Source organism: Pandoraea commovens, from assembly GCF_902459615.1.
GTDB classification, from domain to species: domain Bacteria; phylum Pseudomonadota; class Gammaproteobacteria; order Burkholderiales; family Burkholderiaceae; genus Pandoraea; species Pandoraea commovens.
This window is the reverse complement of the sequence record NZ_CABPSA010000002.1, coordinates 463,507-480,014: the sequence shown is the minus strand read 5'-3', so window position 1 is coordinate 480,014 and position 16,508 is coordinate 463,507. Positions and strand designations below refer to the sequence as shown.

12 protein-coding genes and 2 pseudogenes are annotated in these 16,508 nt (G+C 64.3%); 12 read left to right on the top strand and 2 right to left on the bottom strand.

Annotation, left to right across the window (positions count from 1 at the left end):
- The first annotated feature begins 96 nt into the window (after positions 1-96).
- The 3 genes from PCO31010_RS08315 (at position 97) to PCO31010_RS08305 (ending at position 5,784) form a co-directional block, all read left to right on the top strand.
- Positions 97-3,876 carry an AfsR/SARP family transcriptional regulator gene (locus PCO31010_RS08315; protein WP_174984512.1) on the top strand — a complete coding sequence of 1,260 codons (3,780 nt, stop codon included), beginning with the start codon at positions 97-99 and terminating at the stop codon, positions 3,874-3,876.
- A gap of 194 nt (positions 3,877-4,070) precedes the next feature.
- Positions 4,071-4,637, top strand: a complete 567-nt coding sequence (locus PCO31010_RS08310) for a molybdopterin-dependent oxidoreductase (protein WP_174984509.1) — start codon at positions 4,071-4,073, stop codon at positions 4,635-4,637.
- A 64-nt stretch (positions 4,638-4,701) separates the two neighbouring features.
- The gene (locus tag PCO31010_RS08305) at positions 4,702-5,784 is read left to right on the top strand and encodes an agmatine deiminase family protein (protein WP_150663839.1); all 1,083 of its coding nucleotides are present in this window, start codon (positions 4,702-4,704) and stop codon (positions 5,782-5,784) included.
- A gap of 278 nt (positions 5,785-6,062) precedes the next feature.
- Here the strand turns inward: PCO31010_RS08305 and PCO31010_RS08300 are convergent.
- Positions 6,063-6,875 (bottom strand): annotated as a pseudogene (locus PCO31010_RS08300) (FadR/GntR family transcriptional regulator); the annotation flags it as partial.
- A 224-nt stretch (positions 6,876-7,099) separates the two neighbouring features.
- Between PCO31010_RS08300 and PCO31010_RS08295 the strand changes: the two are divergent.
- From PCO31010_RS08295 to PCO31010_RS26605, 9 genes and pseudogenes are all read left to right on the top strand, one after another.
- The gene (locus PCO31010_RS08295) at positions 7,100-8,305 is read left to right on the top strand and encodes an ABC transporter substrate-binding protein (protein WP_150664189.1); all 1,206 of its coding nucleotides are present in this window, start codon (positions 7,100-7,102) and stop codon (positions 8,303-8,305) included.
- 137 nt (positions 8,306-8,442) lie between these two features.
- Complete coding sequence (locus tag PCO31010_RS08290) at positions 8,443-9,300, top strand: branched-chain amino acid ABC transporter permease (RefSeq protein ID WP_150663837.1); 858 nt, start codon at positions 8,443-8,445, stop codon at positions 9,298-9,300.
- Positions 9,300-10,298, top strand: coding sequence for a branched-chain amino acid ABC transporter permease (locus PCO31010_RS08285; protein WP_174984598.1), 999 nt, complete (start codon positions 9,300-9,302; stop codon positions 10,296-10,298). The genes PCO31010_RS08290 and PCO31010_RS08285 overlap by 1 nt, the downstream gene beginning before the upstream one ends.
- Positions 10,295-11,062 (top strand): ABC transporter ATP-binding protein, encoded by a 768-nt coding sequence (locus PCO31010_RS08280; RefSeq protein ID WP_150663836.1) that lies wholly within the window; start codon positions 10,295-10,297, stop codon positions 11,060-11,062. The genes PCO31010_RS08285 and PCO31010_RS08280 overlap by 4 nt, the downstream gene beginning before the upstream one ends.
- The gene (locus tag PCO31010_RS08275) at positions 11,059-11,760 is read left to right on the top strand and encodes an ABC transporter ATP-binding protein (protein WP_150575063.1); all 702 of its coding nucleotides are present in this window, start codon (positions 11,059-11,061) and stop codon (positions 11,758-11,760) included. The genes PCO31010_RS08280 and PCO31010_RS08275 overlap by 4 nt, the downstream gene beginning before the upstream one ends.
- Positions 11,761-11,817: 57 nt before the next feature.
- Positions 11,818-13,080 carry a Zn-dependent hydrolase gene (locus PCO31010_RS08270; RefSeq protein ID WP_150663835.1) on the top strand — a complete coding sequence of 421 codons (1,263 nt, stop codon included), beginning with the start codon at positions 11,818-11,820 and terminating at the stop codon, positions 13,078-13,080.
- Entirely contained in the window at positions 13,077-14,576 is a 1,500-nt protein-coding gene (locus PCO31010_RS08265) for a M81 family metallopeptidase (RefSeq protein WP_150663834.1), read from the top strand. The genes PCO31010_RS08270 and PCO31010_RS08265 overlap by 4 nt, the downstream gene beginning before the upstream one ends.
- Before the next feature lie 171 nt (positions 14,577-14,747).
- Positions 14,748-15,919, top strand: a pseudogene (locus PCO31010_RS08260) (acetyl-CoA C-acyltransferase).
- Positions 15,920-15,995: 76 nt separating this feature from the next.
- Positions 15,996-16,169: a hypothetical protein gene (locus PCO31010_RS26605; RefSeq protein WP_174984506.1), complete on the top strand. Its 174-nt coding sequence runs from the start codon at positions 15,996-15,998 to the stop codon at positions 16,167-16,169.
- 4 nt (positions 16,170-16,173) lie between these two features.
- Here the strand turns inward: PCO31010_RS26605 and PCO31010_RS08255 are convergent, their stop codons facing one another.
- A complete protein-coding gene (locus PCO31010_RS08255) occupies positions 16,174-16,488 on the bottom strand; it encodes a hypothetical protein (RefSeq protein WP_150663833.1) in 315 nt (104 codons plus the stop codon).
- Positions 16,489-16,508: the final 20 nt, after the last annotated feature.

The window sequence follows — 16,508 nt, the reverse complement described above, 5'->3', positions numbered from 1 at the left end:
TCGTTGGCATGCCGACGGGATGACATCATGAAATTCGCAATACCGGCGCATGCCCCCGCGGCCCCGCCGGTTTTGCTTATTTGCCGTCCAAGGACAATGCAAGCCAACAGATCGCTCTACTTGCTCGGACCGATGCGGGTCGAACAAGGCAAACAGGCCTGCGCCGTGAAATACACGAAAGCGCGCGGCCTGCTCGCCTATCTCGCCCTGCAACCGGGCTATCACACACGCGGCGCGCTGGCCGACCTCTTCTGGCCCGACGAAGACGGCCAGGGCGGTCGCGACAAGCTCAAGCGCATGCTGTTCCATCTGCGCGACACCCTCGGCGACGAACTCTTCGAATCCGATCGTCAGGTCGTGCGTCTGCGTCCGGAAACCGGGCTGTGGATCGACGCGCATGTCTTCGCGAGCATGATCGAGCAGGCGAACCGCACGCTCGACGGCGTCACCGGACTCGATCTCGCGGCGCACCTCCAGCATCTGGCAGATGCCGTCGCGCTATATCAGGGGCCGTTCCTTCACGGCCTTTCGGTGCGCGACACGCCGGATCTCGAACAGTGGATCGAACTGCAACGCGACGAATATCAGCGCCGCCGTGTCTTCGGCGAACGTCTGCTTGCGGACGGTTACGCTCGTCTGGGCGATCTCGATCAGGCGCTGGCTCACGCGCGTCAGCTCGTAGCGCTGGCCCCTTTCGACGAAGCCGGCTGGCATTGCCTGATCGCGCTGCTGCTACGCGCCGGACGTCGCGACGACGCCGAGACGGAATACCGCCGTCTGTGCGACATCCTGCATGAAGAACTCGGCGAATTGCCCGGCGACGCGCTGACGCAACTGCTCGAGACGCCGCCTGCGCGCATGGAGCAGCGCGCGACCGGCCCCGAGCGCCGCCAGATCACCGTCGTCGCGATCGAACTCGCCCCCAATGGCGTGGACGATCCCGACCAGCTCGTCGCGATGATGCGCCCGCCCCTCGTGCAGTGCGAAACGATCCTGCGACAGTCGTGGGGCTACACGTTGCGCACCCCGACCGGCGGCCTGCTCGGCTACTTCGGTTACCCCACGGCACTCGAAGGTGCAGGACGTCATGCCGTCGAAGCCGCCATGCGCTGCGTGCAAGCGAGCACCGTACGCGTTGGCATCGGTGTGGGCGTTCACACAGGCCTCGTGATCAGCTCGGCAGCCGACGACAGTCCCGACACGGGCGGTCGCGTCTCGCGCTCGGCCACGCAGCTCGCCGACATGGCGTTGCCCGGCGAAGTCGTGATCTGCGACGCCACGCAGCGCCTCATCGGTGTTGCCATTGCCACAACGGCGCACGGCAGCGTGCGCGAGCGTCACGGCAATCGCGAGATTCCGGTCTTTCGCGTCAATCCCGATCCCACCCCCGAGCGTCGTTCGCGCCGCCGAGCGGCCACGCTCTTCGGTCGCGATGCCGCACTGGCAGAACTCACCGCCGCCCATGCGGCCATGCGCGACGCCAGCACCGGCCACGACGTATTGGCGCTGGTCATCGGCGAAGCCGGTATCGGCAAGACAGCGCTCGTGCGTCACTTCGTCGAGACGGGCGGTCTGCGCTCCATCGATCTCGCCTGCGCACAGGACGGTGCAGGCACGCCGTTCCATCCGATCGCGCGCTGGCTGCGTGCCCAGTCGACGGTCGAGGCCTCGCAGTTGCCCCAACCCGCGCTGCTCGCCCTGAGGCGTCTGCGCGCGCTGTTCGACATGCACGCCGACGGCAATGTGCCGCATGCGTGGAAGCAGGCTGTGCTCAACGAAGCGCCCACACTCCTCGCCGCGCTATTGCCTGACGGCGGTGTGATTACGCTCGACGACGCACACTGGGCCGATCCGTCCACGCAAGAATTGCTCGCCGTGATGGCGGAGAATGCGCCGGGCGGACGCTTGCTGATCGTCGGCGCGCGCCCCGAATTCGAGTTGCCCTGGCGGCATACCGTCGGACTTCGCCGTATCGATCTCGCACCGCTCGATGCGGGGGCGGCAGCCTCCATCGTGCGCGCCGCCACGCCGCGCGTCGCCTTGCCTGCCGCCATGCGCGAGCGCATCGTGCATCTGGCCGAAGGCGTGCCGCTGTTCCTTCAGGAGCTGGCACGCGCGACGGCCGCGCAACAAGGCGGACGCAACGCTGTGAACACCATGCCGATGCCCGCGAGCCTTCAGGAACTGATGATGGCGCGCATCGACGCGGCGGGCAGCGCCAAGCCCGTGGCGCACTTCGCGTCGTGCCTCGGCCATGAGTTTCACGCCGAATTGCTGGCCGCCGCGAGCGGCCGTTCGATGGCGCTCGTCGAGCGCGCGCTGGACACGCTCGTCGCCTGCGCCCTCGTGCAGCGTCAGGATTTCGGACGCTACGTCTTCCGTCATGCGCTGCTGCATAAAGCCGCGTACGACGCACAGCCGCAAGAGCGCCGACAAGACGCGCACCGCCGCATTGCACTGGCGATGCGCGATCACGCTTCCGTTCAGACCGAACCCGAAGTGCTGGCGTGGCACTTCCGTCAGGCGGACGAACCCGACGCCGCCATTGAGCACTACCGCCTTGCGGGCGAGTACGCGACCGGCCGTCAGGCATTTCGTGAGGCGTGTGCCCACTATCAGAGCGCGCTCGACGTGCTGCGTCAGACCGGTACCAGCGCACAGACCGCCGCGCGCGAATTGCAACTGCGCATGGCGTTGGGCGTGCCGCTCGTCTCCCTGCACGGTTACGGCTCGGAGCCTGCGCGTCACAACTTCGAGACGGCACTGGCGCTGGCACAGCCAATGGGCGACGACGTCACGCTTTTCCCCGTGTACTGGGGACTGTGGCTCGGTTCAAGCTCGTGGAGCGGCTTCGAGCGCAGCGTGGAACTCGCGCGCAAGCTCATCCTGATTGCCGAGCAAGCCGGTGCCTCACCGCTGCTCGCACACGCGTACTACGCGCTGGGCAATAGCCTGTGCTGCCACGGTGACTTCGGCGGGGCCATCACGGCACTGGAAACCGGTCTGGCGCACTACCGCCCCGAACAGGCCGACACCGGCCTCGGCGAAGACGCGCGCATTACGGGCCTGTCGTTCCTCTCGTGGGCTTACTGGTTCACAGGGCGCCACAACGCATCGCTCGCCGCGAGCGAAGAAGCGTTGGCGATGGGACGTCAGCAGGGCCGCCGATACTCGTTCGCCTTTGCGCTGGTGTTCGCGGCGATGCTGCGACGTCTGCGCCGCGAAGTCGCGCCCGCCGAAGCGCTGGCGAGCGAGGCGACCGAAGTGGCGTCCGAGGCTGGCGTGGCCCTCTGGGCGCTCGCCGGGCAGACGATTCGCGGGTGGGCACTCGCGTCGCGCGGCGATGTGAACGGTCTGGAGCGCATTACCGACAGCGTCGGTCGGCTCAGCGAAACAATGGGTGGCGTTGAAGGGATGTTCTTCGGTCTGCTCGTCGAAGCGTGCGCGGGCACCGGCGATATCGCACTCGGTTTGCATGCGGCTGAGCGCGGCGCGCACTTGTCGGCGCGTCGTAGCGACGGGCACTGGCAGGCGGAGTTCCTGCGTCAGAAGGGAAACTTCCTGCGTGCCGGACATCACGCCGACGACGCGATCCGTCCGTGGCTCGAACACGCGCTGCAAATCGCGCGGGCGCAGGCATCGCCCATGCTGACGCTGCGCGCCGCGCACAGTCTGTTGCGTCTGGGCGGTGGCAACGCACCGGAAACGCTGAGTGACGCCGAATGCATGACCGTGCTGCGCGACGCGCTCGACGCCCTGCAAGGTGGCGAGACGCTGGCGGACGTGCAGGAAGCGCGCGCCACGCTGGCGGAGGTCGCCGCACGTCATACCGGTAAAATCGCCGGGGCGACACGCCCTGCCCGCTACGGCAGCTGATGCTTGCGGGCGTCGCGGTGCGGTGCGTGACGCCCATCGGCAGTAGTGAGCCTATGCAGGGCCTGCTTCGGCCCGGCTTTTTTCCGTGCTTTTGCGCCGCGAATAGCCGCTATCAGCGACTTCGTATGTCTGCGCCGGGGTCGGCCGCTATATTGGGGCGACCGGCTCCCCCAGGCCGACACACCGAATCCACCATGCCCATCGACCCCTTGCGCGCGAACCTCGGCGCACCGCTCACGCTCGTCAGTCCTGCGCCGACCGGCCTCTCACCGACATCTGTGCCACCGCCCGCGACGGCTTTGCACACGTCGCGCGAAGTCGTCGTCTCGGGCAGTGTCAAACGCCGTCACTCCTTCGATCTGTGCGCACTCATGCGCCTGCCCACGCAGTTGACCGGGCCGCTCGACGTCGTCTGTCTGTCCGGTCGCAAAGTGCGCAGCGCGAGCGAGTACAAGGGCGTGCGGCTCACGGCGCTGCTCGACGTCGCGCAATGGCGTCTACCACAGGCCCGCGACTTCACGCGAGCGTATGTGCTCGCACAGGGCGCGGACGGCTACACCGTCATGTTCTCGTGGCACGAGCTGTACAACACGTCGATCGGTATCGGCGCACTGGTCGTCTATGAGCGCGACGGTCAGCCGCTTAGCGACGACGAGGGAGGCATCGGCCTAATTTCGACTGGCGATCTGCGCGTCGCACTGCGTCAAGTGCGTGCACTCAAGCGCCTCACCGTCCATCTGGCTGAACCGGCAGCCCTCTGAGGGCAATCGCAGCGCGCGTGCGCCGCCTACACTGGCGGCACTTTTCCTCACGGCGACGCGAATCATGACGGCATCCTCCGGAAAGTCCCTCGCAGCAGGCACGAACGCCATCGGCCACTGGCGCATGCCGCCGGAGTGGCATCCGCACGCCGCTTGCTGGATGGCGTGGCCGGGTGTCTCAGTCATCTCAACCGCGCAGCGCCAGCCGCTCCTGAGCGAACTGGCCCGCATCGCCCACGCCATCGCCCTGTTCGAGCCGCTACGCGTCGCCGTCGATCTTGCACACCTGGACGAAGCACGTCGCGCCCTGCCCGATAACGTCACGCTTTACCCCATGCCGGTCGACGATCACTGGATGCGCGACACCGGCCCGACCTTTCTGCTCGACGACGCCCTCACCCCGCACGCGCTGTGCTGGAACTTCAACGGTTGGGGAAAGCCGAGGATGCAATGCATCGATGCCGACGCGAAGGTCGCGCAGCGTGTGGCGCATGCGCTTGACGAGAGGACACCGATGACCGCATCGCTCGCACCCATCGTGGCCGAAGGCGGATCGCTGCTGGTCGACGGTGACGGCACGCTGGTCGTGACGCAGACATCGATCCTCAACGAGAACCGCAACCCGGGTCTGACGCGCAGCGAAGCCGACGCGGTGTTTCGTCATTGGCTCGGCGTGACGAAAGTCGTCTGGCTGCCGGGATCGGTACTCGATACGATCACCGATGGGCATATCGACGGCATCGCGAGCTTCGTGCGTCCCGGCGTGCTGCTGGCGACGGGTGCCGAAGGTGACGACGAGCGGGCGAGGGAAATGCGTGAAAATCTGAAAGCCCTGCTACTCGCGCGAGACGCCCGGGGAAGGCACTTCGATATCGGCTTGCTACGTGCGCCGGACTTCGACGCGCTGCCCGTCGATCTCGCGAGCGATGCCGACTTCGCGCCGGAGTATGTGAACTTCTACCTGCCGAACGGCGGTGTGGTGATGGCGTCCTTCGGCGACGCGAAGGCCGATGCGCATGCCCGCGCCATCGTGCAGCAGGCGTTTCCCGAGCGACGCGTCGTGCAGTTGCCGTTACGCGCTGTCGCCCGGCGTGGCGGCGGCATTCACTGCTGCACGCAACAGCAACCGGCGGCAGTGCTGACGTGATGCTGCGCGCTGCACTGCCTACCGTTTCAGTTTGACGAGGTGCGCCGCGCAGTGCGCGCTTTGGGCGACGTTGCCGTCTTCGCGGCAGATTTCGTCGCGGCCTTCTTCGCAACCGGCGCCTTCGTTACTACCTTCTTCGTCGCGACCTTCTTTACCATGCCCTCGCCCGTCGCCTTGCGCGTCATGCGCTTCGGTGCCGGTGCGGCGTCCGCCGTCGCGATCTTCTCCGTCTTCGCCGTTGGCTTGCGGCGCGAGACCGGCGCAGCATTCGCACCCAACTGCGAGCGCACCCGCTGCTGCATGTCGGCGATATCCGAATCGAGAATCAGACGGCCGCGCAGCTTACCGTTCATCCGCTTGATGTAAGTGCGCGCCTCCTGCATGTGGAAATGCATGAGTTCGCGCACGCGCTCGGCATCGCCAGCGCGCGCCGCATCCGTGATCTCGCGATGGATGTTGACGTTGGCCGTGCCGAACTTCTCGTGTTCGCGACGCGGCGTCTCGTTGCCGAATACGATCAGCTGACGAATCATCTCGTTGACGAGTTCGCACGTAAAGCGCAGGAAACTGTTGGGATTGGCGGCCGCGAGGATGTCATGAAAGTCGACATCGGCTTGACGCTGACGTAGCAACTCACGACGATCGTGCGACGCCGGACTGCAACACGACATGTTGTTCTCGAGCGCAGCGAAATCGGCTTGCGTCAGATGCGGCACTGCACCGGCGGCGAGTTCGGGTTCGAGCAACTGACGCACCGTATAGATGTCGTCGATGCTCACTTCCTTGAAGAAGAGATAGTTCTGCATGAGCTGGAACGTACGCTCCAGCGGCACTTCCACGACCATGCCACCGCCCGACGGCCCGGTGCTCACCTTGATGAGTCCCTGCACTTCGAGCGACTTGAGCGCTTCGCGAATCGTGCTCTTCGATACGCCGAACATCTGCTGCAATTCGACTTCGCGCGGCAGACGATCGCCGGGCAACAGATTGCCTTCCGTGATCAGACGCTTGATGGCTTCGGCGACCAGATCGCCCCGCTTTTGTTGTTTGATTTCCAACGGCTCTCGCACCGTTTGTGCATCCAATGCCATGTAGCGCCTCAGGAGTCTGTTCGCACTTGAAACGTGCGTCACCGCAGCGGTGAACGCACGTCGTGTCTTGCTTTCCGGGTTGTCCCGGATCGGAATTTTTTCCGATTGACACGGAAAATCATTATACCTACGATCCAATCCATCCTATTTATCATAATAAATATGACGGATAGGGAAAAAGGCGTTTGACCCCATGAACGATTGCTCCCCGAATGGAGACCAAATTGAATCGTCGTGAACTGTTGAAGCTCGCCGCCGCGGCCTCTCTGCCCGGCTCTCTATTCACCGCTCGCGACGTGTTCGCGCAAAGCACCGGGGCCATTCAACTGGCGTGTCCGGTGCCCATGTCGGGACCGTTTGCCGCCAACGGCAAGTTCGCCGATCTGGGCATGAAGCTCATCGTCGAGCAGTACGGCAAAGTGCTCGGCCGTCCGCTCGCTTACACCACGCTCGATACCGAAGGTAAACCCGCAACGGCGATTCGCCGCGTGCAGGAAATCGCGCAGCAGAAGGGCGCTCGCTTCTTCGCTGGCGGCATTCTCTCCTCGGAAGCGCTCGCCATGGGCAAGGAGGTCGAGAAGGCCGGTGGCATCTTCATCACCACGGCCGGGGCTGACGAAATCACCGGCAAGGACTGCAACAACGCCACGTTCCGCTGGTCCGTGCCGACCTTCGGTGCGATTGAGCAGACGGTGCGTCCGCTCATCGAGTCGATGCCGAAGGCCAAGCGCTGGTACACGATCACGCCGCAGTACGTGTTCGGCGAAGGCTTGCTCACCGCCGCGAAGAACATCTTCAAGGAAAAGGGCATCGAGCACGTGGGCAACAGCTATCACTCGCTCACCGAAAAGGAGTTCTCGGGCTATCTGACGAACGCCGCTGCCGCGAAGCCCGACGTGCTGCTGATCCTGAACTTCGGCTCGCAGTCGTCCGACACGCTGCGTCAGGCCGTGAGCTTCGGCATGAAGAAGAACTGCACGATCCTGATGGCTTGGGCCTCGGGTCTGGAGCAGTTCGAGACGCTCGGCGCGGATCTGTGCGACGGTGTGTACTTCGGCGCGCAGTATTGGCACGCCGTGGCCTCGCCGCTGAACCTCGATCTGGTCAAGCGCACGCAGGACCGCTTCAAGCAGAACCCGAACTACAGCCTTGCCGGTTCGTACATTTGCACCAAGCTCATGCTCGACGGCATGGTCAAGGCGGGGAGCGCCGATCCGAAGGCGGTCATCGCAGCGATGGAGGGCCTGAAGTACGACGGTCTCACCGGACCGGAAGAGATTCGCAAGGGTGACCATCAGGTGCTCAAGAACTACTACCTGCTCAAGGGCAAGGCGAAGGCGAAGATGAAGAACGCCGACGACTACGCCGACATCGTGAGTGCAGGGAAGTCGTTCCTGCCGCTCGACAAGACCGAGTGCAAGATGGCCTGACGCCGTTTCACTTCGTTACGCTATCTGAAGTCTGTCGCTCGCGGGGACGCACGTCGTCCCCGCATGTGTCGTCTGTGCTGCGCAACTCGCACGGCACAAGGTGTTCCACGTCTGCTCCAAAGCTCTCCGGGACGCGCATGAACGTCTACTTGCTCCAAGTCATCAACGGCGTCGGGATCGGGATGTTGTACTTCCTGCTCGCCGTCGGCCTATCGATCATCTTCGGCCTGCTGCGCTTCGTGAACTTCGCGCACGGTGCCTTCTATCTCCTCGGCGCGTACTTCTGCTATCAGGCAATGCAATGGGGCATGTCGTTCTGGCTCGCCCTCATCGTGTGTCCCATCGTCGTGGGCGCGCTCGCCTGGATTGCCGAGAAGGTGCTGCTCTCGCACATCTACGAGAAGGCGCACGAGTTCCACATTCTCGTGACGGTCGGCCTGGCACTCGTCGTGCAGGAAGCCGTCATCATCATCTGGGGGCCGCTGGGCGATAACGTCGCCGTGCCCGAAATCCTCGACGGCGTGGTGATGTGGGGCAGCTTCATCTATCCGAAGTACCGCCTCTTCCTCATCGGCTTCACCGCCGTCTTCGCCGCCGTGCTGTGGTGGTTGCTCGAAGGCACGCGTCTCGGCAGCGCAGTACGCGCGGGCAGCGAGTCGTCGGAGATGGTGTCGTTGCTGGGCATCAACGTGTTCCGGGTGTTCAGTCTGGCGTTTGCCCTCGGCGCAGGCACAGCGGCACTCGCGGGTGTACTGGCCGCACCGGTGCGCGGCGTAGAGCCGTTCATGGGCATCGAAGCGCTGGGCATTGCGTTCGTGGTGGTCGTCATCGGCGGCATGGGCAGCTTCGCCGGGGCGCTGGTGGGCGGTCTCGTGATCGGCATCGTGCAGAGTCTGATGAGCACGATCTGGCCGGAAGGCGCGCGTCTCATGATCTACGTGGCGATGGCAGCGGTGCTGCTCATGCGTCCGCACGGCCTGCTCGGGAGGGGATGATGCTCGTACGTTACCGTTTTTGGTGGCTCGCCGCCGCCGTCACGCTGATCCTGCCGGTCGCGCTCTCGTCGGGCACGCTGGCCACCGAAGTGCTGATCTACGCGCTCGCCGTCCTTGGCTGCAACCTGCTGCTGGGCTACACCGGTCTGCTGTCGTTCGGTCAGGGCATCTTCTTCGGGCTGGGCAGCTACACGCTGGGCATCATGCTCACGCGCTGGTCGTTGCCGATGCCGGTGGCCATCGTTGCCTCCATCGTGCTGGGTGCGGCGATAGCGGCCCTCGTGGGCAGCTTCGCCATCCGGCAGAAGGGCACCTACTTCGTGATGCTCACGCTTGCGTGCGCGCAGATGTTCTACTTCTTCGCCTATACCGCGACGGACTGGACCGGCGGCGACAACGGCCTGCTCGACATTCCGCGCAAATCGCTCGCCATTGGCGGCAAGACGCTGATTCCGCTGGAGACGCCGTGGCAGTACTACACCTTCGTCGCGGTCATCTTCCTGATCGTCTTCGCCTGGTTGTTGCGCGTGGCGGACTCGGTGTTCGGCCGCACGTTGCTGGCCATTCGCGATAACGAAACGCGCGCAGCAGCCATCGGTTACCACGTGAAGACGTTCAAGCTCGTGGCGTTTGCCATCTCCGGCGCCGTCACAGCGTTGGCTGGCGCGCTGCACGCGTTGATGACGGGCATCGCACCGCTGTCCAACATCGAGTACCACACGAGCGAGATGATCCTCGTGATGACGGTGATCGGCGGCACGGGCAATCTGTTCGCCTCGGTGCTGGGCGCGGCGTTCTACGTGTTGGCCGCCGACTGGTTGTCAACGCTCTGGCCGCGCTGGCTGTTGCTGCTCGGCCTGCTGCTCATCGCCGTGAGTCTGTTCATGCATCGCGGCTTGTGGGGCGTGGGCGAATCGCTGTGGTACCGCATCACGGGCCGCCGCAATACGTCGAACGACAAGCTGGATACACAGAGTACGCAGGGAGACCCGACATGAGCGACGCTCTTATCGAAGCCTCGGGCATCGTCAAACGTTACGGCAAGTTCACCGCACTGCACGGAGTCGATCTGCGCGTCGCTCCGCGCACGGTGCACTCCGTGATCGGACCGAACGGCGCGGGCAAGACCACGCTGTTCCACATGCTCACGGGCACTGTGCCGGTCTCGGGCGGACGCATCATGTTCGACGGTCACGACGTCACGACCGAAGCCGATTACCGTCGTGTGCAACGCGGCATCGCCCGCTCGTTTCAGGTGACGGCACTGTTCCAGAACCTGTCTGTGCGCGAGAACCTGCGTCTGGCGGCATTGGGCGTGACGCCGCGTCAGGCGCTGTCGACCTGGCACAAGGCGGACGGCGCGCGCGCCTGTGCGGCCGTCGTGGACGACGTGCTCACGCGACTCGCGCTCACACGTCATGCGGACACCGCCGCGGGTCTGCTCTCGCACGGGCAGCAGCGACGTCTCGAAGTCGGCATGGCGCTCGCCGCGCGTCCCAAGGCGATCTTTCTGGACGAGCCGACGTCCGGCATGGGCATCGACGATCTCGACGACATGAAGCAACTCATTCGTGGCCTGCGCGACGACCACACCGTCGTACTGATCGAGCACAACATGAACATCGTGATGGACATCTCCGACACGATCACCGTCATGCAGCAAGGCCGTGTCCTCGTCGAAGGCAAGCCGGATGCGATTCGTGCCGACGACCGCGTGCGCGCCGCTTATCTGGGCAACATGATCACGGGAGGCCGCGCATGATTCTCGACGTCGCAGGCGTTCACAGCTATTACGGCAAGAGCCACATCCTGCAAGGTGTGTCGTTTCAGATTGGCGACGGCGAACTCGTCACACTGCTCGGTCGCAACGGCGCGGGCAAGTCGACGACGCTCAAGACCGTCGCCGGTGTGGTGACGCCCAAGGCGGGCAGCATCACCTTCATGGGCAAGCCGGTCGCCGGGCAGCCCGCGCATCGCATCGCCGCGCGCGGCGTGTGCTTCGTGCCGGAGCATCGCGGCATCTTCAAGCTGCTCACCGTCGAGGAGAATCTGAAGCTCGGCGCGCGACGCGATTCGCCGTGGCAGCTCGCCGACATCTACCGCATCTTTCCGCGCTTGCAGGAGCGTCGCAAGAACGGCGGTGCGCAACTCTCGGGCGGCGAACAGCAGATGCTCGCCATCGGGCGCGCGCTGATGAATCACCCGCGTCTGCTCATGCTCGACGAACCCGTCGAAGGGCTGGCGCCGGTGATCGTCGAAGAGATCGTGGCGCAGTTGAAGCTCATCAAGCAGGCGGGCGTGGCCATCCTGCTCGTCGAACAGAATCTGGAAGTCTGCACGCAGCTCGCCGACCGGCATTACATCGTCGAGCAGGGCGTGATCGTGTATGGCGCGGACAACGCGGCGTTTCTCGCCGATGAGGTCGTCAAGGACCGTTATCTCGGCGTCGGCGTGGCGTAGCCCGCCCGACTGGCGTCCCCGCTGGCGTCGATAGGCAATTCTCAAGGACAGAAAAACATGGAACGTCTCGATCAACCGGCTGCCGCAGTGCGCATTGACGGTGCGCGTCTGTGGGACAGTCTCATGAAACTCGCGCAGGTCGGCGCGACCGAGAAGGGCGGCGTCTGCCGTCTCGCGCTCACGGACCTCGACCGTCAGGGTCGCGATCTGTTCGTGACGTGGGCCAAGGAGATCGGCTGCACGGTGCGCATCGACGCCATCGGCAATATCTTCGCGCGACGCGCCGGGCGTAACGACGCGCTGCCGCCCGTCATGACCGGCAGCCACATCGACACGCAGCCGACCGGCGGCAAGTTCGACGGCAATTACGGCGTGCTGGCTGGCCTCGAAGTGCTGCGCACACTTAACGACAATGACATCGTGACGGAAGCGCCGCTCGAAGTCGCCGTCTGGACGAATGAGGAAGGTTCTCGCTTTGTGCCCGTGATGATGGGCTCGGGGGTCTATGCGGGCGCGTTCACGCTCGAACACGCGCTCACGCAGAAGGATCGCGACGGCATCAGTGTCGCCGAAGCGCTGGGCGGCATCGGGTATGCGGGCAAGACGTCTGCCGTTGGGAAGACGGGCGACGTCGGCGCGTATTTCGAAGCGCACATCGAACAGGGACCGGTCCTCGAAGCGCACGAGAAGACCATCGGCGTGGTGCAGGGCGCGCTCGGCCAGCGCTGGTACGACGTCACCATCACCGGCATGGAAGCCCACGCGGGCCCGACGCCGATGGAACTGCGTCGCGACGCCTTGCTGGCGGCGGCACAGCTGATTCAGGCCGTAAACCGCATTGCTTGCGAACATGCGCCGCACGCGCGCGGCACGGTGGGCTGGGTCGACAACTATCCGAACTCCCGCAACGTCATTCCGGGTCGCGTGACGCTCTCCGTCGACCTGCGCGCAGCGGACGACGCCACGCTCGACGCCCTCAATGCGAAGCTGCGCGCCGAGTGTACCGCGCTGAGCACGAAGGGCATCGACGTCGCCATCGAGCAGGTCGTGTACTTCCCGCCGCAGCCGTTCGCGCCGGAACTGGTCGACGCCATCCGCACCGGCGCACAGACGCTCGGTTATTCGTCGATGGACGCCATCAGCGGCGCAGGACACGACGCGGTGTATCTCGCCCGTGTCGCCCCCACGGCGATGATCTTCGTGCCGTGCAAGGACGGCATCAGCCACAACGAGATAGAAGACGCCGATCCGGCGCACCTCGAAGCCGGTTGCAACGTATTGCTGCAAGCGATGCTGCAACGCGCCGGAGGTGCCGCATGAAAGTCATGATCGCGCGGATGAATCACGAGACGAACACGTTCTCGCCAGTCCCGACGCCGCTCGAAGCCTTCGGCAATGAAGGACCGAAGTTCGATGCCGACGCTTATCGCGACAACAAGGGCATGCGCACGGCGATGTCCGCGTTCATCGATCTGGCAGAAGCGGCGGGCGCGCAGATGGTAACGCCCGTTTCCGCGAGTGCGAATCCCAGCGGTCCGGTGGCGGCGAGTGCGTATGACGAACTGTGCCGTCGCGTCGTGGCGGCGGCCACCGGCGTCGATGCGATTCTGCTCGATCTGCACGGCGCGATGGTCGCGGAAAACAGCGACGACGGCGAAGGCGATCTGCTCGCGCGTGTTCGCGCCGCCGCGCCCGACACGCCGATTGCCGTGGCGCTCGATTTGCATGCGAACGTCACGCCGAAGATCGTGGCGAACGCCGACATCGTCGTCGGCTTCAAGACGTATCCGCACGTCGATATGTACGAGACGGGCGAGCATGCCGGGCGTCTGCTGTTCGAGATGCTGGCAGGCAAGCGTCGCCCGAAGGTGGTGTGGCAACAGCCGCCGCTGATGGTGCACTCGCTGCGCAGCACGAGTCATGGCGGCGCGATGAAGCGGGCGCTGGACGCCGCGCGCCGCGCCGAGGCCGAGGAGGGCATCCCGGCGGTATCGGTGTTCTCGGGCTTTTCGCTCGCTGACATTCCGGCGCCGTGCATCAGCGTGGTGGTGACGGCCGAGGAAGGTGAGGACGGTGTCGCGCGTGCGCAAGCAGTCGCCAATCGCATCGCGGCACAAGCATGGGACGAGCGCGACGGCTTCGTCTATCGCAGCGCACCGTTGGACGAGTCGATTGCCGAAGCGAAGCGGCTGGCACAAGGTGCCGACAAACCGGTGCTGCTGCTCGATCACAGCGACAACTGCATGTCGGGCGGCACATGCGACACGATGGATGTACTGGAGGCCGCACTGCAAGGCGGTCTGACCGGGATCGGCGTTGGCCCGCTGTGCGACCCCGAGGCCGTGGCGACATTGATCGCCGCGGGTGAAGGTGCCGAAGTCACGCTGGCGGTAGGAAACAAACGTCCGCTCACTCAGTTGGGCATCACCAAGACGCCGCCGGTGCTGACCGGCATCGTGCGCAAGATCAGCGACGGCGAATACGTCGTGACGGGTCCGACCTACACGGGTCAGCGCTGCTACATGGGGCGTACGGTGCTGTTCGACATCGGCGCAGCCCGCATTGTGGTGACGGAGCGCACGCACGAGCCGTGGGATCACGGTGTGTTCACGTGCGTGGGGCTCGACCCGCGCAACGAACAGTTCCTGCTGCTCAAATCGCGCATGTACTGCCGCCCGGTGTTCGTGCCCATCTCGGCCGGTCTGGTCGAATGCGACAGCAACGGTGTGACGAGTTCGAACTACGCGCTGTTCCCGTTCTCACGCGTGAATCGTCCGGTGTATCCGCTAGATTCCGAGGTGACGTTCGGCAAGTAGTCGCGCGGTGGCGAGCCTTCCCGGTTCGTCTCCTGTTAACGTTGTCAGGTGCGCGATGCGACGTCGCGTCCTAAGCTGAGGTTTTGGGTCGCAACGGTCGGTGCCGATTCAATCGGCGGCGACGGTCTTCGGCCGAACTGCTCTGATCGTCACGATTCGGAGGGCCTCACGATGCGCACCGACATCGTCATCATCGACGCCGCACGCACCGCCATCGGCGAATTCGGCGGTACATTGCGGGAGAAACCGCCCGTCGACCTCGGAAGTGCGGTCGTGGGTGCACTGCTGGAACGCACCGGCATCGCGGGCGACCGGGTCGATCAGGTCGTGTTCGGAAACGTCCATCAGACCGCAGCAAGCGATATGTACCTTGCGCGACGTGTCGCCCTCGGCGGCGGCATTGCACCGCGCGCGGGTGCGCTGACCGTCAACCGGCTCTGCGGCTCCGGTCTGGAAGCCGTGCTCCTGGCCGCGCAGTTCATCGATTCGGGTGAAGCCGAGACCGCCATCGGCGGCGGAGCGGAGACGATGAGCCTCGCACCCTATCTGCTCCCGGCGAATCGTTTCGGATCGCGCCCCGGCGATGTCGTCGCCACCGACTCCCTGATGGGAGGCCTCACCGATCCGATGACCGGTGCTCACATGGGCGAACTCGGCGAGCGTATCGCGGCGTCCTACGACATCGACCGGGCGCAGCAGGACGCCATCGCGCTCGCCTCGCATCAACGCGCCGCTCACGCGATCGAGGCGGGTTACTTCGATGCGCAGATCGTACCTATCGACGTCGGTTCGTCACGCAAGCCCGCCACCTTTACCCGCGACGAGCGCCTTCCGGCGACGATTTCGCTCAACTCAAACCGGTATTTCGTCGCGACGGCGGCACGATTACGGCGGCAAACGCGTCCGGCATCAACGATGGCGCATCGGCCGTGCTGGTGACGACGCTACAAAACGCGAAGCTGCGACGATTGCGGCCATTGGCGCGCCTCGTCGCCCATGCGCGCGTAGGTGTGCTGCCCGCGCAAATGGGTATCGGACCGGTCGTCGCTACGCGAGAAGTGCTTAAGCGCGCGGACCTCTCGATTCGCCACATGGGCGTAATCGAGCTGAACGAAGCCTTCGCTTCGGTCGTCGGGGCATTTCTGAAGGAGATGTCGCTCGACGCGGAACGCGTCAATCCGAACGGCGGCGCCATTGCGCTCGGTCATCCGGTCGGGGCGACCGGCGCAGTTATGGTGACCAAGGCCGTGCATGAGTTACAGCGTTCCGGCGCGCGTTATGCACTCGTGACGACCTGCATCGGCGGCGGACAGGGGATTGCGGCGATCTTCGAGCGGCTGTAGCGACGGCGAGATCCCCCTCATTCTCGAGGCTTAAGCAGTCGGAAATAATCGTTATTACCACCACAAGGAGGAAGTCATGGTTGAGATTGTTTCAGTTACAAACTACGGTGATCATTTGGTGATCATTTTCAAGATAAATGGAAGACCAGACGAACACACGACCACGATTCAAAAGATCCGTGAAGGTAGACCACCAATTCACATGCAACTGATTGACGCCGTCAGAAGCTTGCTTGACGAAGTTAAGTAAATTTTCAAAACGGGCGTTGTTGCATAAAGTCGTCGACAAACTCAACCATCTCTCCGAGCGCATTCTTGCGCTCACGACCTGTACGGTGACGGACACAGGCAGAGAAATACCCCATCGGTTCCTCCTCGCAATCTTTGAAGCGCTTGGAGACATGACAGTCGAACTCGTCTGCGAGTGTCACAAGTTGAAAGCCGACGTTCTCGACGCATGATCCCGTCGGTCGACTCCAGGACTTCGACCGCTGCGTGATCCGCGCCGGTGTCCCACCCGCCGTCTCAACGTCGCACAGCGTCAACAACGAAAAACGCCACGCATTCATGCGTGGCGTTCTTTTTTTCC